Raw genomic sequence first — 20,165 nt, 5'->3', positions numbered from 1 at the left:
CACCCTAACGGGGCTCCTCGGGCGGGCGTTCGTCCGGGGGCAGCCGGCGCAGGATGGCTTCGTGTTCGGTCTCGGTGACCTGTTCACCGCAGGAGGGGAGGAGCTGGGGGATGTTGTCGAGAATCGGGTAACGGCGGCGCAGCCGCGGGTTGTAGAGGATGTCGTCCGGGACGAGCAGGGTCAGCGGGCCCTTGTCGATCGGACAGGCGAGGATCTTCAGCAGGGGGTCGTCGGGGGTCACGGTTCAGCTCCTTGGGGAGGGGCGGGCGTATCGGGTGCGGGTGCCAGGCCCCAGTCCGTCTCCGGTTCCGGTTCCGGTGGCGGGGCGTCCTGGTTGGGCAGGGCCAGCAGGACGAGTACGGCGACCGCCGTGCCGCCCAGGCGCAGGCCCAGACGCAGGGGATCGGAGGGCAGCGGCTCGCCGAAGGCGACCGTGCCGCAGGCGACGGTGAAGACACAGGTCACGGTGGTGCAGACGGGGACGATGAGGGAGGCACGGCAGCGCTGGAGCGCGGTCTGCGACAGCACCAGGCCCACCGCGCCGGTGAAGAGCAGCAGATACGGATACGGGGAGGTGAACACGTCACGGACGGCGCCCGCCGGGTCGTGGGCGCTCAGCAGTCCGGAGACGCCCTTGATGGCGAGCGAGCTGACGCCGTAGAGCAGGCCGACGGCCACACCGTAGGGGACGCCCGAGGTGGGCTGGCGGTGGCGGCGCTTGGCGCGCCGCTCGGCGGACCCGTACAGCCACAGCCCCGCGGCCAGCGAGGGCAGGGCGATGGCGAGCAGGGTGCCGGTGGGCGCGGTGCGGGTGACGGTGCCGGCGCCGCTGCCCTGGAGCGACCCGACGACCATGCCGAGCGCGAGCAGGATCGCCAGGATGCTCCGGCGTTCGCGGCCGGTGGTGCGCTCGCCGAGGAAGACCGATGACAGGAGGAGCAACAGGACCAGGCCGGAGACGAAGATGCCTTGGGCGGCGGCGATGGGAAGGGTGCGGTAGACCGCGAGCTGGGCGGCGAAACCGGCGGCGAGGGCGAGCGAGCCGCCGAGCCACAGCGGGCTGCCGAGCAGGTGGCGGACGAGTCGGGCGGGCCGGCGGGTGTCCAGTGCGGGCAGCGCGGACAGGGCGCGCTTCTCCAGCACGAACCCGGTGCTGTACAGGACGTTGGCGAGCAGAGCGGCCGCCACGCCCCACCACAGCACTGCCCTACTCCCTTCTCCGGCGGGCATGGACGAGCAGGACGGAGGCCAGCGAAGGCAGACGGCAGGCGGCGCGGTCCAGGGGCCGCAGCGGACGCGGCACGTCGTGGTACGGCGCGCCCGCGATCCGTACGACCTCGAAGCCGCAGGCCGGCAGGAAGCCGCGCAGGGCGCGGGCGGTGTAGAGGCGCAGATGGCCGACGACCTGGGTGCCGGGCCGTCCGTGGATGCCTCGCATGCTCACCTCCGAGAAGACGGGCTGGACCCCCGCGAGGAGGAGTCCGCGGTTGTACCAGGCAGCGAGATTGGGGGTGGAGAGCATCAGGTGACCGCCGGGACGCAGTACCCGGCGCAGTTCGTCGAGGGCCGCGTCGGGGTCGACGAGGTGCTCGATGACCTCGCTGAAGAGGACGGCGTCGGCGCCGCCGTCCGCGAACGGCAGCCCGTTGTCGCCCAGTTCACCCCGCACGGCGTACGGGACCCGGGTGGCGGCGCGGCGCAACGCGTCCTGCGACCAGTCGACGCCGACGATGCGGTGGCCGGCCAGGACCCGGGCCGCGACGGCGGCCGCGCTCCCGTCGCCGCACCCGACGTCCAGGACGGTGGCCGGGGGCGCGCCGGGACGGACCGGTCCCAGGGCCCGGGCCAGCATCAGCGCCTGGCGGTGGCTCCGGGCGTCACCGGAGGCGACGGGTACGGCGGGGTTCTCGTAGAACTCCCGGAGCGGGCGGCGCGGTTCGCGGTCCGGCGTAGCCCTGGGGGCGTTCCGGGCGGTGGCGGCGGTCACGGCGCGGTCCCTTCGGCGCGGCCGGTGCTGTCCGTGCCGTCTTCTCCGGCCCCCGGGGTCCAGGACGTGGCCGCGAGCGACCGGGCGAAGAGGGTGCCCAGGCGGGCGCCCGCCTCGTCGTCCAGGAGCGCGTGCGACCAGCGCAGCGCCAACTGGACGCGCCCGCCGACGGAGACGGTGGTGACGGTCAGGCCGCGTGGCATACGGGCCGGGGCCGAGAACCACACGGCGGTGGGGCGCCCCGCGTCCCCGAAGTCGAGCGGGTAGGGGATGCGGCCGATGTTGGACAGCAGCGTGGTGGACGCCAGGGGCGCGGCGGCGGTGCGCAGTGCCCGCGTGAGGACGCCGCGCGCGCCGACGGGAAGCACCGGCGCGGTCAGCAGCGCCGCGCCGAGACCGAGTTGGGAGCCCGGTGCGGACTTCAGGGAGCGGGTGCGGGCGGCGGTGCGCCGCAGCAGCCGGGCGACCGCGGCCGGATCGGGAGGGTCGGCCGTGAGCAGCGCCGCGTCCCGTTCCTCCTCCGGACCGAACCCGACGGAGACCAGCCGGGTGCCGTTGCCGATGGGCATGTCCGTACCGCGTGGGCGGTCGTCCACCGGCATGGTCACGACGACGGGGGCGCTCGGGCGCCCGTGGACGTGGTTCCAGCGGGCCACCATCAGGCAGGTGGCCACGAGGAGCTGGTCGTTGACGGTGAAGGCGGCGACGCCGCCGACACGGGGCGGCCGGGCCGGCACGGGCAGCTCGGTGATGAGCATCCCGTTGCCACGGCGTTCCTGGACGTCCGGGCCGGCCGGGCCGCCCGGGCCGCCCTGACGGTTCCGGCCACCCCGGCCGGCTGCCTTCCGGGGCCCGCGTTCGGCGGCGATCCGTACCGGCCGGGCCAGGCGATGCCCGCCGAGCGGCGGCGTGTCCTGGGCAGCGCCGCCCGTGGCGGCCCCGGGCGCGCGGACGGGCGGGGGCGCCGGGGAGTTCTCGGCGCCCCCGTAGAGCTGGGCGGCGGTGGCCAGCACCCGCAGGCAGGCCGGACCGTCCAGCGCGGTGTGGTTGATGGTGACGAGCAGCACCGTGCCGCCGTTCGCCTCCCCCTTCTCACCCTCGCCCACGTCTTCGCCCGGCCCCCGCTCGACGACCTCCAGGCGTACCGGCGGCGAGGCGTCCAGCGGCGGACAGTCGGCCAGGGCCCGCTCCCGGGCCCGTACGAGGGCGTCCGGACCCGGTGGCGGGAAGACGACCGGGTCCACGTCCGGCACGCCCGTCAGCTCCCACTCGTACCGGCGCCGCCACCAGCGGTGCGGAGCCTGGCGCATCAGGATGCGGGGGTGCCGGCACAGTGCCTCCCGGAACGCCGCCCGCAGCCGGTCGGGGTCCGGCCGTCCGGGCAGGTGCACCTCGATGTGCACGGTTTCCGGTTCGTCCTCCGTGAGGCAGTGCCGGGTGATCTCGTCGACCACCGGGAACGGGATGCGCCGTACGGTCCGGTCCGCCGCGCCGGGCGGCCCGTCCCCGGCCGGTTCCCGGCGTGCCGGGTGCAGTGCGGTCATCGAGTGGGTTCCTCCCCGCTCCGGTTAGGTGAAGTGCCGCGAGGTGGTGCGTCGTTCGCGGTTCCGTGAGGTGGAGTGTCGTTCGGTGGTACGTCCTTCGTAGGCGTGCCGCTCGGGGGCGCGTCGCCCGGAGCTGGTGCGCGGCCCGGAGCCGCGCCGCGTCGTCGTCTGGGCAGCGGCGGTGCCGGCGGCCGCGACGCCACCGGCCCGGAGACCGGCGGCATGGCCACCGTTCCCGCTCCCTTGGCCGCTCCCGGCCCCGTCCCCGGTTCCTTCGCCGCCTCTGCCGCCTCCGCCTCCCCCCGAGGCCCTGCCCCACCTGCCGCACGCGCCCCGCGCCGCGCCCACGAGCCGGGCACCGTCACCACCGCGGCCGCCAGCGCCAGCAGGGCCAGCGCCTGTGCCGTGGCGCTGAAGGCCCCGGCGTCGGCGGCGGCCGGTTCGCCCGCGCCGAGCGCCGCCGTGATCCCGGCGCCCACCATGGCCAGCAGCGCGACCGGCACCAGGAGCCCCGGCCGGAACCGGGCCGCCAGTGCCAGCAGGGGCACGATCACGGCGTACGGCCCGGAGGCGAGGGCCACGACCACGGTGAGAGCGACGACGCCCAGCACCCAGGAAGGCGCGGGCGGCGCCTGCGGTTCCGGCACCGTCCGCGGTGTGCGCCGTACCAGGGCGGAGCCGATGAGTACGGCGATGCCCAGCGCACCGCCGAGCAGCCCGAGATCGTACGTCGTGGCGGGCGCGTACGACAGTTTCACGAGCCCCCCTCTGCCCGCCGGGACCAGGAACCCCTGCTGCCAGCCGTCGAGCCGGACGGGGGACAGTTCGCGTCCGTCGAGCGTCGCGTGCCAGCCGTCGTTGGCGTTCTCGTACATCTGGAGGTACGCGGCGGCGCCGGCCCCCACCTGTACCGACCGCTGGTCGCCCGCCCAGTCCTCCGCCCTCACGGACCGCCGCTCGCTCGCGGGCGCGGGGGCGCTGCCCCGGCTGAGGGTGACGTCCGTCAGCGCCAGCGGGCCCTGGTCGCCGGCCTCCACCCGGTGCTGTCCGGAGGGGAGTTCGAGGCTGCCGTCGCGTGCTTCGCCCGCGCACAGTTCGACCGTGACGGGGCGGCGTTCGGTCAGGTCGCGGACGCGTCCGGAAGCCTTGGTGGCATGCAGGGTGCCGTCCACGGCCAGCGGCGGGCCTTGCCCGCACGCAAGTGAGAACCGGTCGGTGGCCGAGGGGGGCGGGGTGCGCAGCGCGTCCAGGGCCGGGATGTAGACCTCGCTGAGGCCGACGGGGAGTTGAAGGGCCTGGTCGGCGACCGGGTTGTGGACGGTGAGTTCCTTGACCTTGCTGATGGTGATGTCGAGGCGGTCGGTGGTGATGGGGTCGAAGCGGGCCTGGCCGTTCTCGTCGACACCGGCGGTCGCGGCCCCGTCGGGGGAGTTGACCAGGACCTGTTCGGGGCGGGTGGAGATGCCGCCCGCCGCGGCCAGCACGATCTGGTCGACGGCCCGTTTGCCGGGCCAGCGCAGGTGCAGGGTCGGCTTGTCGCCCGCGATCCAGGCGGTGGTCAGGTCGCCGTCGACGAGGTTGCGGGGGCTGAGCGAGCGGCCGGAGCCGAAGCTGGTGGAGTCGGCGGTGGCGGTGACGCGTTCCTTCTGCCGGGGGGCCACGCGGTCCAGGAGCCGGTCGAGTTCCGGCCCCGGTACGGCCAGAGCCTTGGCCGACACCTCGTACGACGCGCTCGTGCCCGTACGGAACTGGCGGTGCAGCCCCACCTCGGCGGAGACCGGCGAGAGGCCGCCGGGATCGCTGCCGCGGTGCAGGGAGTACGTGGCCGACGGCGCCGTGGACTTCTCGGCGTCCGCGGGGAGCCGCAGCAGCCGGGTGACCTGCACGTCCGGTATCGACACCTCGGAGAAGCCCGCGCCGGACAGCCCGGCGCGCGGCGTCTGCGACCCGGTGATGGTGATCTTCAGCCACTTCGCGACCCCGGCCGGTGCTCCGACCTGCTGCCGCGCGCCGTTGGTGAGCAACGGGCTCTCGACGCTGCCCCGGTCGGTCTGCACGCGTACGGAAGTCGGCGCCGCCCGCATGCCGTCGCCCGGCAGCGGTGTCAGCGCGATCCGGGACGGTACGGACGTGGGCCGGGTGAAGCCGATCCGCAGCCACTGGCCGACCGGTTCGCCCGCGCTGCCCTCGGCCCAGCCGGTGTCCGGGTCGCCGTCGAAGGCGTGCACCGGGTCGTACTGCGGCAGGTGGAACAGCCAGTTGCCGCTGCTGGAGGCGGTGACGGAGGCGGCGCCGCGCAGCACCCCGGTGGTCTGGTGGTCGATGCCCTCGGCCGGCAGGATCTGCCGGGGCGGGCGCCCGGGGTCCTGGACGCTGTCCGGGTGATTCCGCTCCCCGGGCGCGTACGTGTACGACGTGTTGGAGTTGACCAGTCCGAACCGGGTGTCGGCACGGCGCAGCCCGTCGCCGGTCAACTGGAGCGGCGGGGTGCCGACGCCCGGGTGGTTGTCACCGGTCAGCACGGCCGGCCGGTGGCGCAGCGTGGGGTCGGCGGACAGCGGGAGCAGCGCCTCCGGCCCTCCGCTGACCTGCGCGGTGTCCGACACGGGCCGGGCGGTGACCGGGCCGGGGCGCGGGGTGTCCACCGGTTCGTAGATCTCCACCGAGCGCTGGCGCGGGTACAGGCCCTGGATCTGTACGGGGGTGTCGGGGGCGATCTTCCCGTCCGTGGTCAGCGGCCCGAACGCGGCGACCCGGCGGTAGCCGGACGCCTCCAGGGTGCGCTTGACGGTCTGTGTCGGCACGTATCCGATCTGGTCCGGGTCGAGATCGTTGCGTACGACGACGTCGTACAGGCCCGCCCGGCCCAGGAAGTCGCGCAGCCCCGGTACTTCGGAGCCGGACAGCAGCGCCTGCTCGACGGCGTCCAGGGCGCGCCGTACGCCGGGCGTCCCGAACGGCACGTAGTCGCGCTGCGCCCACCGGGAGCGGGCGAGCACGTCCAGGGGCTGGTCGATGGGGGAGCCCCAGGTGTAGATGCCGTGCGCGGTGGCGGGGACGACGAGGGCGCGGTTGTCGGGGGTGTTCTTCTTGAGCCAGTCGGCGGTCCGCTCCCAGGCGCTCGGCAGCTTCTTGAAGGCGCCGGGCTGGAGGACCGTCCCGTCGAGGAACGGCAGGGCGAGCGCGGGCACGGTCAGCAGCGCGACGACCAGCGGGAGGTGGCGGCGCCCGGGGACGCGCCGGGTACCGCGCCGCTCACCGGCCACTCCGACGAGGTGCGCCAGGCCGAACGCGAGGGCCAGCGCCAGGCCCGGCCCGAACTTGTAGATGTTGCGGAACGGTCGCAGCCAGCCGTCGAGCCAGTCCTGCCACAGCCCGTGGAACGGGCCGCCCAGCGCCCCGGCGTACCCCGTGAGGCAGATCCCGGCCACCACCAGCACCGTCAGCAGCAGCCAGCGCCGCTCCGGCGTGTCCCGGCGGGCCAGCCCGGCCAGGCCGAGCGCGGCGGCCAGCGCCGAGCCGAGGATCGCGGCGGCGCCCGCCGCCATGGTCCAGCCGGCCGGCAGCCAGGGTTCGCCGAAGTTGAGGTAGCCGGTCCAGTTCCCGGCGCCGCGCAGCAATTCGGTCGCCGACATGGTGCCGGTCGTGGTGGTGGCCTGCTCGATGTACGGCATGAAGTTCTCGCCGTACACCCCGAGCAGCAGCAGCGGTACGGCCCACCACGCGGTCGCCAGGACGACGCCCGGTATCCACCACACGAGCAGCGCTCTGCGCCGGGCGCCCGTACGCGACAGTACATACAGCAGGACGGGCAGCAGCGACGCCAGAGTCGATGCTGCGTTGACGCCGCCCATGAAGGGGATGAGCAGCGCGGAGCGGGTGGCGGCCAAGCGCGCCGACGCGCGGTGGTTCGTCAGCGGCAGCAGCACCCAGGGAAGCAGCGCGCCCGGCAGCGCGGCGGCGGACGTGGAGCCGATGACCATGGTGAACGTCGGCCACAGCGCGTACGCGGCGGCGGCGAGCAGCCGGGCCGGGGGCGTGCCGACGCGCAGCCGTTCCGCCAGCCGCAGCGCGCCCCAGAAGGCGGTGGTGACGATCAGCGACATCCACAGCCGCTCGGCGAGCCACACCGGCAGGTGCACGAGGTCCGTCAGCGCGTAGTACGGCAGGGACGGGAACGCGTAGCCGACGTACTGGTCCGTGATGCCGCCGAAGCCCGCCCGGTCGTGCCACAACTGCCCCAGGTCGCTCAGGAACCGCCAGGGGTCGGTGCTCACCCCCAGCTTCGTCTCGAAGGTCATCTTCCCGGCGGAGGGCGCGAGGAAGAGCACGAAGGTGACGGCCCAGAACGCCAGCAGCCAGCGCCGGGACCGCGGCGGTCCGGGCGGCGGCGCGCCCGGCGCGGACGCCGGGGTGCCTCCGGCGTCCGGCGATCCGGGGGAGCTGGACACGAGCGTCTGGGTCATGGCAACCGCCGCAGGATGAGGAGGAGGTTCCAGGTGGCTACTTCGCGTACGCCCGGCAGGCGCGGGATCGTTTCGGCGAGGAACGGCGCGTACCGGGAGCGGGCCGTCACGATCCACACGTCGTCCCGCGCCCTGACCTGGCGCAACGTCCGGCCGACGTGCAGGGCGAACAGGTTCTCGCCCAAGGTGTGCTTGGCGGCCCGGCCGGTACGCCGCCGGTAACGCTCGCGGGCCCGCCGGGCGCCCAGGTAGTGCCAGGGCGCCGTCTCGTGCCCGCCCCAGGGGGACAGCCAGTTGGTGAACGACAGGTAGATCAGGCCGCCGGGCCGGGTGATCCGTACCAGCTCGCTGAGGAAGGTCTGCGGGTCCGCCACGTGCTCCAGGACGTTGGAGGAGAAGCAGATGTCGGCGGTGCCGTCGGCCAGGGGGAGGAGGTAGCCGTCGGCGAGCACCGCGCCACTGGAAGGACCGCCGTGCGCGGCCAGTTCGCGCAGGTCGGGCTCGAAGAGGTAGCCGTGCGCGCCGCGGCGCCGGAACTCCTCGGTGAAGTGTCCGCTGCCGCCGCCGACGTCCGCCACGACCCGGCCCTTCAGCGGCTCGTACCGCTCGATCTGGTCGGCGGCGTCCCGGGCGAGCAGGCCGTAGCAGTGCTCGGGGTCGTGCTGTTCGCGCAGGAAGGCGCGGAAGAGGGTGAGAGATCTGCGCAGGGAAGGGTCCCGCACCTCAGCATCACCGCCCGGCGGGGAGGTCGAGGTGCGCCTCGGCGTACGACTCGGCCGCCACGGCCCGGAAGCCGCGGACCGTGGCGCTCCACCGGAACCGCGCGGCGCGCTGCGCGGCTGCCGCACCCAGCGCCTGCCGGCGCGGACGGCTGAGCGCCAGCGTGCACCAGTGCGCGGCGAAGGAACTCTCGCCGCGCGCCAGCAGCCCGGTCACCCCGTCGTCGACCGAGTCGCGCAGGCCGGGGATGTCGAACCCGACGGCCGGGGTGTGCCGGGCGGCCGCCTCCATGACGACCAGGCCCCAGCCCTCGACCAGCGACGGGTGCAGCAGCAGCCAGGCGCGGCAGAGGAGTTCGTGTTTGTCCTGCTCGCTGATCCGGCCGGTGAAGTGCACGTCGGGACCGGCCATGGCCGTCAGCCGGTGGCGCTCCGGGCCGTCACCGACGATCACCAGCCGGCCGCCGGTGACCGGCCGCACCCGCTCCCACAGGCGCAGCAGCAGATCGACGCGCTTGTACTCGACCAGCCGCCCCATGGCCAGGAACAGCGGCTCCGGCGCCTCGGGGAGCAGCGGCCCCGGCTCCTCCACGCCGTTGTGCACCAGCCGGATACGCTCCCGCTCCACACCGAGCCCGCGCAGCGCGGCGGCGGTCGAGCCCGACACGGCGACCATGAGGTTGCCGCGGTGGGTACCCGCCAGCGCCCAGTGCTCCAGCCGGCGGCCGAGCCGGGCGGCGGGCGCGGGGTAGCGCAGGCCCCACAGGTCCGTGTGGACGTGGTTGACCAGGCACAGCGTGGGTCCGGTGTGCCACAGGGGCGCCAGGTACGGCATCCCGTTGCAGACCTCGACCAGCAGGTCGCACGCGCCGACCCGGCGGCTGAACTGCCGTCGCACCCGCAGAAAGTGACCGGCGTCGCCGCCCGCGGAGACCACCCGGTAGCCGCGGTCGGCGGCGGGGCCGCCGCACAGCAGGGTGACCTCGTGGCCGTGCGCGGTCAGGCCCTCGGCGATGCGGTCGACGAGCAGTTCGGAGCCGCCGGCGGCGGGGTTGCCCAGGTCGCGGCGGGCCAGGAAGACGATGCGGTGGGGGAGTGGGGGTGCGGGGAGGTCGGAGTGTTCGGAGGGGGCGGGGGTGACTGGTGGGGTGGCGCGGGCGGACGTTTCAGGGCGTGCGGGGGGTGCATGGCGTGCGGCGGACAAGGACGGTCGTACGTGCTGGGGCATGTGCGCTCCAACTCGTCTCAGGGTGCGGTACCAGTGGTGTGGGGGGACGTACTGCGTACTGAGTCGTGCGGACCTGCCGGCCTGGGGCTGCGGACGGGGGCGGGGGACGGGGTGCGGGTGCGGGTCTGGTGACGAGGACCGGTAGGGGGGCCGGTGCGGGACCGGTGCTCCGGGGACGGGGACGCGGGTGGGTGAGCTCGATAGTTTTCGCCGCCCTGTTCGATGCGGCTACTCACCGGCGTGACAATTTCCGCCCCGACTCCGCCTGACGCCTCATCACTTCGCGCAGGATCAGCTGAACCGCCGCCTCCCGCGCACCACCAGCACCACCCCGAAAAGCGTCGCCCCGCCGCCCGCCACGGCGGCCGCGAGCGGCGCCGTCTCGCCGACCGTCTTGAGCTTGGTGCTGTCCGCGTCCGCCAGCGCCACCTGCTTGCGCTGGGTGGCGGGTGTGAACTCCAGCCCCGACCCGCGCAGCAGCGTCACCGCGTCGGTGCGCGCGCCGGGCGCCCGCAGCGTCTTGTGCGGCGAGATCGAGGCGTTGATGATCCGGCCGGTGCGCGGCTCGACGACCAGCTCGATCCCGCTGTTCGCGTACCACTCCTCGGCCTGCACCTGGCCCTGCGCGGGCCGCCCGACCAGCCGGCCGGGCACCTGCCGGCTGCCCGTCCTGGTGGGTGCGACGGTCCCCGTGAAGCGATAGCCCTCGTACCCCTGCACGTGCTTGGTGCCGGCGAAGCGGAGCGGGACCGCGGCGCCCAGGGTGTTGTCCCACCAGCGGTAGGTCCGGCGCTGCACGTCGAAGGGGAACTTCAGGTACGCGTCCCCTTCGAAGCGGGTCGGCGCCTCTTTGCAGCAGTGCACCGGGGCGTTGGTGCGACGGTCGGTGACCCACCGTTCCAGCGTCCACTGGAACGCCTTGCGCGGGTCCTTCAGCTCCAGTGTCACCGGGGTGTCGACGGTCGTGGACACGTCCCACACGGCCCGCCCGCTGCGTTCGCTCTCCGCCACGTCCCCCAGTACGTGCCGGGTGATGGTGATCTTCTGCTTGTTCCTGGTGCGCAGCGTCCCGGTGTCGAAGTAGCTGCCGGTGCCGGTGAAGACGGTGGTCACGTCGACGTCCACCGGGGTGCGCTGGGCGCGCGGCGCGACGTACCAGGCGAGCATCGGGGCGAGCACCAGGAGGAAGACGCCGAGGCCCAGCAGGACCAGGGAAAAGGGTGAGGCGGTCTTACGCATACGAGCACTCCTGAGGGCGGCGGGGGCAGTGCACGTGCGGCGTGGCGGTGGTCCGGGTGAACGGGCGGGAACCGTAGGGGAATGCTTGACATGCCGTCAATGCCCCCACACACTCGGCAGGCACCGCGGCCGCCGCGGCCCGGCGCTCCGCCGGCGCGGTAGGGCACCGCGGCCGCCACCGTGCGGTCCCGCGTGCGCCCGAGGCCGTCCGCGGACCGGGCCGGACCGGGCCGGTGCGCCGCGCAACCCTCGACGTACCTGCCACCGAAGGGGCCCGCCGCGCCATGCACAGACTGCTCGCCGCCGTACTGACCTCGCTGGGCGCCGCCGCCCTGGCCTTAGGCGCCTCCCTCGGTATCGTCGCCGCCCTGGACGCCACGCCGGAACAGCCGAACGTGCCCCTGGTGACCTTCGACCGGGCGCCTTAGGGGAGGCCGCAGGCGTGGTGGAGACGGTCCGCTCGGCCTGGCGTGACGTACCCCCGGCGCAGGTGAGGGAGTTCGCCGCGCGCGCTCTGGACGAGGTCCCGGCGCTGGCCCAGTGCATCCTGGCGGAGATCCGCCGCGAATACCCGCAACTTCCCTTGGCGCTGGACGAGTACGGCGAGCCGCGCGCGCTGGTCGGCATCCGGCAGTCGCTGGAGCACTTCGTGGAGCACATGTCCGTCGGCCTGGACAGCCCGCACGTCCACCCGCGCATCTTCCAGGAGTTCGGCCGGGGCGCGGGCATCCAGGGCCGCAGCCTGGACGCCCTGCAAGCCATCTACCGGCTGGGCGTACGGCTGGCCTGGCGGCGGCTGGCCGAGATCGGCCAGCAGGTGGCGATTCCGGCCCCGGCCATGTACGAACTGGCTGAATCGGGCTTCGAGTACCTGGACGGGCTGGTCGCCGAATCGGTACGCGGCTTCGCCGAGGCCGCGGCCCGCCAGGCGGGCGAACGGCTGCGGCACCAACGCCGCCTCATGGACCAGTTGTTCGCGGCCGGGGCACGCGCGCACACGGCCCCCGCGCTCACCGACCGCGCCGCCCGGATCGGCTGGGCGCTGCCCGCGCAGGTCGCCGTGGCCGTACTGCTGCGCCCCGCCCGTGAGTCCGTCGCGCCCGCCGTCGGTACGGACGTCCTCCTGGACATGGAGTGCGAGCGGCCCCGCATGGTGGTGCCGGAGCCGGACGCCGCCGGGCGCCGGGAACTGCTCCAGCGCGCCACGGCGGGGTGGTCGGGCGCGCTCGGCCCGGCCGTACCGCTGGCGCACGCGGCCAAGTCGCTGCGCTGGGCGAACACCGCGGTCGATCTGATCGAGCGGGGCCTGCTGCCCGCCGGGCAGCTTCTGCACTGCACCGATCACACCGAGGCGCTGGTCCTCCTGCCGCCCGAGGAACTCATCGAGGACCTGACCCGGCGGCGGCTGGAGCCCCTGGCGCACTGCGGCCCCACCCATGGACGCCGGCTGGCCGAGACCCTCCTCGCCTGGCTGGAGACGCGCGGCGGCGCGCCCGAGGTGGCTGCCCGGCTCGGCGTCCACCCGCAGACCGTCCGCTACCGGCTGCGCCAGATACGCGAGCTGTGGGGTGACGAGGTGGACGACCCGGACCGCCGCTTCGAACTGGAACTGGTGCTGCGGGCCCGGCGGCTGCGCGGCGAACTCAGTGTGCCGGGCGGCCCGTCCAGCCGTCGCTGAACACCTCGAAGCCGTCCAGCAGCCGGGCCAGCCCGAATTCGAACATGGCGTCCAGCCGCAGCGTCCCCCCGTCGTCCATGTCGTCGATTCCCGCGTACATGGGGAAGGAACCGGACTCCATGATCCGCTCGTACTCCGGCTCCAGCGACGCCATCCACTGGTCCTGGTCCATGCCGGTCTGCTGCTCGGCCTCCAGGTCCTCCTCCAGGGCCACCGCCGTGCCGCGTACGTGGTTGAGCAGCGTCAGGGCCAGCCGCAGCTTGGTCAGCGGGTCGAACTGGGTCGCCGAGCCCATGGTCCACTCGATGAGGGTCATCGCGTGCGGCAACGGCTGCGGGCGGGTGATCGACAGCCACTGGGCGACCCACGGATGCCGCTGGTAGAGCTGCCACTGGAGACGGGCCCCGGCCTCCATCCGCGCGCGCCAGTGCCGCGGCGCCGGGGCGGGCAGTTCGATCTCGGCGAAGGTGGCGTCCGCCATCAGCATGACCAGCTCGTCCTTGTTCGCCACATGACGGTAGAGCGCCATGGAAGAAGCGCCGAACTCGGCGGCCACGCGGCGCATCGACAGGGAGCGCAGCCCTTCGGCGTCGGCGATCCGGACGCCGGCCCGCACGATGCGGTCGCGGCTGAGGCCGGGGGGCTGGTGATCACCGTCGGGGAGGGGGCGGTGGCCGTCGCCGGAGGCGTTGCTGCCGGAAGCGCTGCTGCCGCGCGGCCGGGGCGCGGGCCCACCGTCCGCGCGCGCCCCCGTTTCCGTAGCCGCCTCCGCCACCACCGTGCCCACCCCCGGCACCGCCCTGACCAGGCCCTCCTGGCGCAGCGTGGTGAGGACCTTGGTCGCGGTCGCCATCGCCACCCCCCACTCCTGGGTGATCCGCCGTGTCGACGGCACACGGTCGCCCGCGGCCAGTTCGCCGGTATCGATACGCCGCCGGATCTCGGCGACGATGCGGCGGTACGGCGGGGCGGCCGAAGGGTTCGTCGCGGGGGTGGCGGAAGGGCCCGTGGCGGGGGTGACTGGGCGGTCCATGGTGGCGGCCTCCGGTTCTCCGTACTAGTGCACCAAGGGGCTGCGAGGGTAGCAAGGTCGCGACAGCGCCGGTGGCGGCAGGTGAGGTGCACTAGTGTGATGCACCTCCAATTCCCTTGCAGTGCCTATGGTTTGCACTGTAAGCGCGCCCTGTCTACCTTCCTTGCTATGACGTTTACTCCGTACGCACCTCCTCCGCGCGCCGGGCGCCGCGAGTGGACCGCGCTCGTGGTGCTCCTGCTGCCCTGCCTGCTGGTCTCGATGGACGTCTCGGTGCTCTACTTCGCCGTACCGTTCCTCTCCGCCGAACTCGCGCCCAGCGGCGTCGAACAACTGTGGATCCTCGATGTCTACGGCTTCGTCCTGGCCGGACTCCTGATCACCATGGGCGCGCTCGGCGACCGCATCGGCCGCCGCAAGCTGCTGCTCACCGGCGCCGTCCTGTTCGGCGTCGCCTCGGCCCTGGCCGCCTACGCGCAGAGCGCCGAGATGCTCATCGCCGCCCGCGCGGTGCTCGGCGTCGGCGGCGCCACCCTCATGCCGTCCACCCTGGCCCTGATCCGCAACCTCTTCCACGACGCCGGGCAGCGCGGCAAGGCCGTCGCGATCTGGTCCGGCGGCATGATGGGCGGCATCGCGCTCGGTCCGGTGCTCAGCGGGGTGCTGCTGGAGCACTTCTGGTGGGGCTCGGTCTTCCTGATCAACGCCCCGGCGATGGTGCTGCTGCTCGTGGCCGGGCCCCTGCTGCTGCCCGAGTTCAAGAACCCGGCGGCGGGCCGGTTCGACCTGCCGGGCGCGCTGCTCTCCCTGGCGGCGATGCTCCCGGTCGTCTACGGCGTCAAGGAGATGGCCCGCAACGGCTTCGAGGTGCTGCCCGCACTGGCCGTCGCGGCCGGACTGCTGGTCGCCGCCACGTTCGTACGCCGCCAGCGCACCGCCCGGCACCCGATGCTGGACCTGGAACTCTTCCGCCACCGCGGCTACTCGGGCTCCGTCCTGATGAACCTGCTGGCGATGTTCGCGCTGGTCGGCAGCGCGGTCTTCTTCACCCAGTACCTCCAGTCCGTACGCGGCATGAGCCCGCTGGAGGCCGCCCTGTGGAACGTCGTGCCGACCGTCGTGGTCGGCGGCACGGCCCCGGCCGCCACCGCCCTCGCCCGCCGCGTGGACCGGGCGTTCGTCATCGCCGGCGGCTTCCTGGCCGCCGCGGGAGGGTTCGTGTGGGTGTCCCGGACGGCGGCGGAGACCCCGCTGTGGATCGTGCTCCTGGGCGCCAGTGTCTACGCGGCGGGTCTGGTCATGGTGATGTCGCTCGGCACCGAACTGGCCCTAGGCGTCGCCCCGCCGCAGCGCGCCGGCTCGGCCTCCGCCCTCCTGGAATCCGGCTCCGAACTGGGCGGCGCCCTGGGCCTGGCACTCCTGGGCACCCTCGGCAACGCCGTCTACCGCGGCGACATCGACGGCGTCGTCCCCGGCGGGCTGCCCGCGGGCGCGGCGGACACCGTACGGGAAACCCTGGCCGGAGCTGCGGCAGTCGCGGGAGAACTGCCGGGGCGGGCGGGCGAGGCGCTTCTCACGGCGGCCCGTACGGCGTTCCTCGGCGGTCTGCACGCGGCGATGCTCGGCGCGGCGGCCGTCATGGTCCTGGGCGCGCTGCTGGCGGCGGCGCTGCTCAGGGGTGTACGGACACAGCCTCCGGAGCCGGGGGAGAAGGCGACCGGGTGCGGGCCGGCCGCGGGCGAGCGCGAGTCCGTCGACGCCGCTTCCGTCGACGGCGCCTCCGCCGATACCGCTTCCGTCAGCGCCCCCGTCACCCGAAGCTGACCCGCTCCAGCCAGGAGTCCAGCAGTTCCGCATCACCACCGATCACGATGCCGGGGCTGCGGGCGGGCAGCCGGCGGTAGAGGACCAGCAGCAGGTCGGTCAGCGGACCGCTGACGGTGACGGCGGCCTCCTCGCGCGGCGCGTGGCGCCAGGAGATCGCCGCACCGGTGAGGTCGACCAGCCAGTCGGCCGCCGTCCCCGGTGCCGTGCCGGTGGCCCGGAAGCGCAGCGTGCGGCCGGGGCCGAGAAGTTCCCGCAGCTCCGGGCGGTGATCGAGGGTCTGCGGCTGCGCGGCCAGCTCCAGCCACTCGCCGAAGCAGTCGGCGGCGGTCTCCTCGCCGAGGGTGAACGGCGCGCCCTCGGCCAGGAACGCGTCGGCGCGGTGGATCGCCGTCTCGTTGGCCATCCGGCGGGCGAAGAACGCGGCCGCCGGGCCGAGCTGGGGGAGGGGCACCCAGGCTTCCGCGCTCGGCCCGGCGGTCCGCAGGGTCTCGGCCAGCAGGGCGGCCCCCTCGCCCAGCCAGCCGTCCAGTACGGCCGGGTCCTCGTCGGCGTACGGCGACAGATCACGGAAGTGCCCGTCGGGGGGCGGCCTTTCCGTACCGGTGCGCACGACCTCCTCGACCCAGCGGTGCGCACCGCCCAGATGCCGCAGCAACTGGCCGACGTTCCAGCCGGGGCAGGAGGGCACCGGGGTCCTCAGCCGGGCCGCGCCCCGCACGAGCGACCTCAACAGGTCGGTCTGCTCGACGATTTCGGAGCAGTGGCGGTCGTACGTCGAAGCGTTCATGACGCCACGGTAAGTCCCGCCACTGACAACCGGCTTCGGGTCAGCTGAAGTCCAGGTCCCCCGTCCGCGTCCGCTTCAGCTCGAAGAACTTGTCGTAACCGGCGAGCAGCCGGGCGCCGTCGAAGACGCGTACGGCATCCTCGCCGCGCGGGATCGCCGTCAGCACCGGGCCGAAGAAGGCCACGCCGTCGATGTGGATGGTGGGCGTGCCGACCTCTTCGCCGACCGGGTCCATGCCCTCGTGGTGGCTCTTGCGCAGCGCGTCGTCGTACTCCGTGCTGTCGGCGGCGCCGGCCAGCTCCACGGGCAGGCCCGCCTCGGCGAGCGCCTCCTCGATGACGGTGGCGTAGTCCTCCCGGCTGTCGTTGTGCAGGCGCGTGCCGAGCGCGGTGTACAGGTCGCGCAGTACCTCCTCGCCGTGCTTCTGGGCGGCGGCGATGCACACCCGCACCGGCCCCCACGCCTTGGCCAGCAGTTCCTGGTACTGCTCCGGCAGCCCTTCACGGCCGTCGTTGAGGACGGCCAGGCTCATCACGCGGAAGCGCAGGTCGATGTCGCGGTGGGCCTCCACCTCCAGGATCCAGCGCGAGGTGATCCAGGCGAACGGGCAGAGCGGGTCGAAGTAGAAGTCGACTGTGTGACGGGTGGTGTTCGGGGAAGACGCATTCTGAGCAGTCATGACGCCACGATAGTTCGCTTCACAACTTCCGGCCGGGAGTAAGAGCGGCGGCTTCCGGAGGCGCGGCATCCGGACGGGCGGCTTCCGGGACGCGTCCGCCGGCCGGCGGACGCCGGTTCTCGTCCGCCCGGCTCGCGGCGCTACTCCGGTGTGACGCCCAGCATCCGCTGGAGCAGCTCCTTGAGCAGCGCGCGCTCCGCCACGGACAGCTCGCCGAGCGGCTCGCGCGCGAAGTCCAGCGAGTCGCGCAGTTGCGCCGCCGTCGCCCGGCCCGTCTCGGTGGGGGCGGCCAGCTTGACCCGGCGGTCGGCCGGATCCGGGCGGCGCTCGACCAGGCCGCGGGACTCCAGCCGGTCCACGATCCCGGTCACGTTCGACGGCTCGCACTTCAGGCTCAGGGCTATCCGGCGCATCGGCATCGCCTCGCGGGCGAGGAGGCCGAGAACGCGCGCCTGGGCACCGGTCAGGGAATGCTCGGCCGCCGCGTGCTCGTACTCCTCGTGATAACGGGCCACGACGGTGCCGATCAGCTCGACGACCTCGGCGGTCAGGTGGTCTGCGCGAGGAGTCATGGCACCAGGGTAGCGAATTGCTTGACAACATGAAATATCTAGGAGCATGGTTGTTTCAGCACCTGAAGCATTTCGAGGAGGAGCAGCCCATGTCCGCACTCCCCACGTCCGCCCGCGAATGGCATCTCGTCGCCCGTCCGCACGGCTGGCCGAAGCCGGAGGACTTCGCGCTGCGCGAGGCCGCGGTCCCCGAGCCCGGCGAGGGGCAGCTCCTCGTCCGCAACCTGTACTTCTCCGTCGACCCGTACATGCGCGGCCGGATGAACGACGTGAAGTCCTACAGCCCGCCCTTCAAGCTGGACGAGCCGATGGAGGGCGGCGCGGTCGGCGAGGTCGTCGCCTCCAACGCCGACGGCTTCGCGGTCGGTGACCACGTCCTGCACTTCAAGGGCTGGCGCGAGTACGCCGTGGTGGACGCCGCCAAGATCGCCAAGGTGGACGGTTCGCTGGCGCCCCTCTCCGCCTACCTGGGCGTGCTCGGCATGCCGGGCCTGACGGCCTACGCGGGCCTGCTGGAGGTCGCCTCCTTCAAGGAGGGCGACGCCGTCTTCGTGTCCGGCGCGGCCGGCGCGGTCGGCAGCGAGGTCGGCCAGATCGCCAAGCTCAAGGGCGCTTCGCGCGTCATCGGCAGCGCGGGCTCCGACGAGAAGGTCAAGCTGCTGACGGAGGAGTACGGCTTCGACGCCGCCTTCAACTACAAGTCCGACCGGTCTGTCAAGGAGCAGCTCAGGGACGCCGCCCCCGACGGCATCGACGTCTACTTCGACAACGTCGGCGGCGACCACCTGGAAGCCGCCATCGACTCGCTGAACCTGCACGGCCGGGTCGCCGTCTGCGGCATGATCTCGCAGTACAACGCCACCGAGCCGACCCCGGCGCCGCGCAACCTCGCGCTGGTCATCGGCAAGCGGCTGCGCATCCAGGGCATGCTCGTCGCCGACCACTCCCACCTCCAGGAGCAGTTCGTCTCCGAGGTCTCGGCCTGGGTGCGCTCGGGAGAGCTGAAGTTCAGCGAGACGAAGGTCGCCGGCATCGAGAACGGTTTCGAGGCGTTTCTCGGCCTGCTGCGCGGTGACAACACCGGCAAGATGATCGTCGATCTCACGGACTGACCCCTTACGGAGCCGGTTCCGCCGGGCCACTAGGCTCGGCCCCAAGCCGTCGCGATCGTGGGCGCGAGTCGCGGCGAACCACAGGAGGATCTCTATGTCCATCCAGCCCGTAGATGTCGTCTACACCGCCGTCGCCACCGCGGAGAACGGCCGGGACGGCCGCGTCGCCAGCGACGACGGCAAGCTGGACGTCGTCGTCAACCCGCCCAAGGAGCAGGGTGGCAGCGGCGCCGGCACCAACCCCGAGCAGCTCTTCGCAGCCGGCTACAGCGCCTGCTTCCAGGGCGCGCTCAGCGTCGTCGCCCGCCAGGAGAAGGCGGACGTCTCCGGCTCCCGGGTGACCGCCAAGGTCGGCATCGGCAAGACCCCGTCCGGCGGCTTCGGCCTCACGGTCGAGATCAACGCCACCATCCCGAACGTGGACGAGGCCACCGCCAAGGACCTGGTCGAAAAGGCCCACCAGGTGTGCCCGTACTCGAACGCCACCCGCGGCAACATCGACGTCAAGCTCAGCGTCGGCTGACGGCTGGTGTCGATCGGTCGGCGTCGATCGACCGGCAGCCGGGCGTCGACCGGCAGTTGACGTTCGGGTGTCGACCGGCGGTCGGGCATCGGCTGGCGACTGGGTGTCCGGCGACGGTTGGCCGTCGGCCGTCGGCTGACGCGAGGCTTCGGGCTGAGGGCCGCACTCCTGGAGGGGGTGCGGCCCTTGGTCGTTCCTGCTTCGGCCTGGACTTGGTGGGGTCGCTGCCGTACGTGCGTGTCGCGAGTGCTTCGGCAGAGGGTTGGCAGGCGGCCCTCGATCTCATCGCGGAGAGGGGCTGGCGGCGCCGGCGCTCCGAGGGGGAGACGGTGCTCCCCGTGCCCCGGGCGGAGTCTGTGCTGTCCCGCCCCGCGGGTGCGTACGCCGAGTGCCCGGAGCTGCGGGTGCGGATGACTGCCGAGGTGTTGGCGATCTTCCGATCCCGCGCCGACGACGAGGTCGACTTCGTCGTCGACCTGCGGGAGTTGCAGGGCCGGAAGCGGCTTGGGGTGTTCCGTGGCTTCCTTCGGGAGATAGGGCGGTGGCTGCGCAAGCCCGTGCCGATGGACCCGGCAGGCGACTACGGCCATCCGGTGCTCGGCTTCGACGTCGAGACCGATCGAGTCGTTCTCCTCGCAGACCCGCAGGTCAGGTGACTGAGGCCGGCGGCTGCGGGCCGCAGGAGGTCCCGTCACGGAGTGTCGCGGGCGGGACGTCGGCTTGGGCCAGCGAGGCAGGGGAGGGCTTGGGTGCGGCGTTTTCCCTGGGCGA

18 protein-coding genes are annotated in these 20,165 nt (G+C 73.4%); 6 read left to right on the top strand and 12 right to left on the bottom strand.

Translation table 11 applies throughout. The annotated features are described in order from the left end of the window. Nucleotides 1–4: 4 nt before the first annotated feature. The 8 genes from ACZ4QV_RS05315 to pgfA form a co-directional block, all read right to left on the bottom strand. A complete protein-coding gene (locus ACZ4QV_RS05315; protein WP_361143864.1) occupies nucleotides 5–241 on the bottom strand; it encodes a Trm112 family protein in 237 nt (78 codons plus the stop codon). After that, entirely contained in the window at nucleotides 238–1,203 is a 966-nt protein-coding gene (locus ACZ4QV_RS05310) for a hypothetical protein (RefSeq protein ID WP_467762604.1), read from the bottom strand. The genes ACZ4QV_RS05315 and ACZ4QV_RS05310 overlap by 4 nt, the downstream gene beginning before the upstream one ends. Nucleotides 1,204–1,207: 4 nt before the next feature. Then, the gene (locus tag ACZ4QV_RS05305) at nucleotides 1,208–1,987 is read right to left on the bottom strand and encodes a class I SAM-dependent methyltransferase (RefSeq protein ID WP_467762603.1); all 780 of its coding nucleotides are present in this window, start codon (nucleotides 1,985–1,987) and stop codon (nucleotides 1,208–1,210) included. Continuing rightward, nucleotides 1,984–3,531: a condensation protein gene (locus tag ACZ4QV_RS05300; protein WP_361143859.1), complete on the bottom strand. Its 1,548-nt coding sequence runs from the start codon at nucleotides 3,529–3,531 to the stop codon at nucleotides 1,984–1,986. Before ACZ4QV_RS05300 ends, ACZ4QV_RS05305 begins: the two co-directional genes overlap by 4 nt. Then, entirely contained in the window at nucleotides 3,528–7,997 is a 4,470-nt protein-coding gene (locus ACZ4QV_RS05295) for an alpha-(1->3)-arabinofuranosyltransferase domain-containing protein (protein ID WP_467762602.1), read from the bottom strand. Before ACZ4QV_RS05295 ends, ACZ4QV_RS05300 begins: the two co-directional genes overlap by 4 nt. Then, nucleotides 7,994–8,719 carry a class I SAM-dependent methyltransferase gene (locus ACZ4QV_RS05290; RefSeq protein WP_467762601.1) on the bottom strand — a complete coding sequence of 242 codons (726 nt, stop codon included), beginning with the start codon at nucleotides 8,717–8,719 and terminating at the stop codon, nucleotides 7,994–7,996. Before ACZ4QV_RS05290 ends, ACZ4QV_RS05295 begins: the two co-directional genes overlap by 4 nt. Before the next feature lie 7 nt (nucleotides 8,720–8,726). After that, a complete protein-coding gene (locus tag ACZ4QV_RS05285; protein WP_467762600.1) occupies nucleotides 8,727–9,944 on the bottom strand; it encodes a glycosyltransferase family 4 protein in 1,218 nt (405 codons plus the stop codon). Nucleotides 9,945–10,235: 291 nt separating this feature from the next. Then, nucleotides 10,236–11,183, bottom strand: a complete 948-nt coding sequence (gene pgfA, locus ACZ4QV_RS05280) for a cell envelope lipid trafficking protein PgfA (protein WP_467762599.1) — start codon at nucleotides 11,181–11,183, stop codon at nucleotides 10,236–10,238. A 284-nt stretch (nucleotides 11,184–11,467) separates the two neighbouring features. On the opposite strand from pgfA, the gene ACZ4QV_RS05275 reads away from it, so the two are divergent. Both ACZ4QV_RS05275 and ACZ4QV_RS05270 read left to right on the top strand, forming a co-directional pair. After that, nucleotides 11,468–11,611 carry a hypothetical protein gene (locus tag ACZ4QV_RS05275; RefSeq protein WP_361638004.1) on the top strand — a complete coding sequence of 48 codons (144 nt, stop codon included), beginning with the start codon at nucleotides 11,468–11,470 and terminating at the stop codon, nucleotides 11,609–11,611. A gap of 14 nt (nucleotides 11,612–11,625) precedes the next feature. After that, entirely contained in the window at nucleotides 11,626–12,861 is a 1,236-nt protein-coding gene (locus ACZ4QV_RS05270) for a PucR-like N-terminal domain-containing protein (protein ID WP_361638006.1), read from the top strand. Here the strand turns inward: ACZ4QV_RS05270 and ACZ4QV_RS05265 are convergent. Continuing rightward, complete coding sequence (locus ACZ4QV_RS05265) at nucleotides 12,827–13,894, bottom strand: GntR family transcriptional regulator (RefSeq protein WP_361614699.1); 1,068 nt, start codon at nucleotides 13,892–13,894, stop codon at nucleotides 12,827–12,829. The genes ACZ4QV_RS05270 and ACZ4QV_RS05265 overlap by 35 nt on opposite strands. 168 nt (nucleotides 13,895–14,062) lie before the next feature. Between ACZ4QV_RS05265 and ACZ4QV_RS05260 the strand changes: the two genes are divergently transcribed. Next, entirely contained in the window at nucleotides 14,063–15,718 is a 1,656-nt protein-coding gene (locus tag ACZ4QV_RS05260; protein ID WP_361591260.1) for an MFS transporter, read from the top strand. Here ACZ4QV_RS05260 and ACZ4QV_RS05255 read toward each other — a convergent pair. The 3 genes from ACZ4QV_RS05255 to ACZ4QV_RS05245 form a co-directional block, all read right to left on the bottom strand. Next, the gene (locus ACZ4QV_RS05255) at nucleotides 15,705–16,508 is read right to left on the bottom strand and encodes a maleylpyruvate isomerase family mycothiol-dependent enzyme (protein WP_361143836.1); all 804 of its coding nucleotides are present in this window, start codon (nucleotides 16,506–16,508) and stop codon (nucleotides 15,705–15,707) included. The two genes, ACZ4QV_RS05260 and ACZ4QV_RS05255, sit on opposite strands and share 14 nt — an antisense overlap. A gap of 40 nt (nucleotides 16,509–16,548) precedes the next feature. Then, nucleotides 16,549–17,187 carry a mycothiol-dependent nitroreductase Rv2466c family protein gene (locus ACZ4QV_RS05250; RefSeq protein ID WP_361591264.1) on the bottom strand — a complete coding sequence of 213 codons (639 nt, stop codon included), beginning with the start codon at nucleotides 17,185–17,187 and terminating at the stop codon, nucleotides 16,549–16,551. 140 nt (nucleotides 17,188–17,327) lie between these two features. Next, on the bottom strand, nucleotides 17,328–17,759 hold the full coding sequence (locus tag ACZ4QV_RS05245) for a MarR family winged helix-turn-helix transcriptional regulator (protein ID WP_361143830.1): 432 nt from the start codon (nucleotides 17,757–17,759) through the stop codon (nucleotides 17,328–17,330). Between the two features lie 89 nt (nucleotides 17,760–17,848). On the opposite strand from ACZ4QV_RS05245, the gene ACZ4QV_RS05240 reads away from it, so the two are divergent. The 3 genes from ACZ4QV_RS05240 to ACZ4QV_RS05230 all read left to right on the top strand — a co-directional run bounded on the left by ACZ4QV_RS05240 (nucleotide 17,849) and on the right by ACZ4QV_RS05230 (nucleotide 20,050). Then, a complete protein-coding gene (locus ACZ4QV_RS05240; RefSeq protein WP_361143827.1) occupies nucleotides 17,849–18,871 on the top strand; it encodes an NADP-dependent oxidoreductase in 1,023 nt (340 codons plus the stop codon). 94 nt (nucleotides 18,872–18,965) lie between these two features. Next, a complete protein-coding gene (locus ACZ4QV_RS05235; RefSeq protein WP_361143824.1) occupies nucleotides 18,966–19,394 on the top strand; it encodes an organic hydroperoxide resistance protein in 429 nt (142 codons plus the stop codon). Nucleotides 19,395–19,600: 206 nt separating this feature from the next. Beyond that, nucleotides 19,601–20,050 carry a hypothetical protein gene (locus tag ACZ4QV_RS05230; protein ID WP_361591302.1) on the top strand — a complete coding sequence of 150 codons (450 nt, stop codon included), beginning with the start codon at nucleotides 19,601–19,603 and terminating at the stop codon, nucleotides 20,048–20,050. The last annotated feature ends 115 nt before the right edge of the window (nucleotides 20,051–20,165 follow it).

The organism is Streptomyces sp. NPDC026394, from assembly GCF_055567735.1.
This window is presented reverse-complemented; position numbering and strand designations above follow the sequence as displayed.

Excerpts from the sequence above, each read along its gene's own strand:
- ACZ4QV_RS05300 (WP_361143859.1), bottom strand. The coding sequence starts at position 3,531 with ATGACCGCACTGCACCCGGCACGCCGGGAACCGGCCGGGGACGGGCCG.
- ACZ4QV_RS05295 (WP_467762602.1), bottom strand. The coding sequence starts at position 7,997 with ATGACCCAGACGCTCGTGTCCAGCTCCCCCGGATCGCCGGACGCCGGA.
- ACZ4QV_RS05285 (WP_467762600.1), bottom strand. The coding sequence starts at position 9,944 with ATGCCCCAGCACGTACGACCGTCCTTGTCCGCCGCACGCCATGCACCC.
- pgfA (WP_467762599.1), bottom strand. The coding sequence starts at position 11,183 with ATGCGTAAGACCGCCTCACCCTTTTCCCTGGTCCTGCTGGGCCTCGGC.
- ACZ4QV_RS05275 (WP_361638004.1), top strand. The coding sequence starts at position 11,468 with ATGCACAGACTGCTCGCCGCCGTACTGACCTCGCTGGGCGCCGCCGCC.
- ACZ4QV_RS05265 (WP_361614699.1), bottom strand. The coding sequence starts at position 13,894 with ATGGACCGCCCAGTCACCCCCGCCACGGGCCCTTCCGCCACCCCCGCG.
- ACZ4QV_RS05260 (WP_361591260.1), top strand. The coding sequence starts at position 14,063 with ATGACGTTTACTCCGTACGCACCTCCTCCGCGCGCCGGGCGCCGCGAG.
- ACZ4QV_RS05255 (WP_361143836.1), bottom strand. The coding sequence starts at position 16,508 with ATGAACGCTTCGACGTACGACCGCCACTGCTCCGAAATCGTCGAGCAG.
- ACZ4QV_RS05250 (WP_361591264.1), bottom strand. The coding sequence starts at position 17,187 with ATGACTGCTCAGAATGCGTCTTCCCCGAACACCACCCGTCACACAGTC.
- ACZ4QV_RS05245 (WP_361143830.1), bottom strand. The coding sequence starts at position 17,759 with ATGACTCCTCGCGCAGACCACCTGACCGCCGAGGTCGTCGAGCTGATC.
- ACZ4QV_RS05240 (WP_361143827.1), top strand. The coding sequence starts at position 17,849 with ATGTCCGCACTCCCCACGTCCGCCCGCGAATGGCATCTCGTCGCCCGT.
- ACZ4QV_RS05235 (WP_361143824.1), top strand. The coding sequence starts at position 18,966 with ATGTCCATCCAGCCCGTAGATGTCGTCTACACCGCCGTCGCCACCGCG.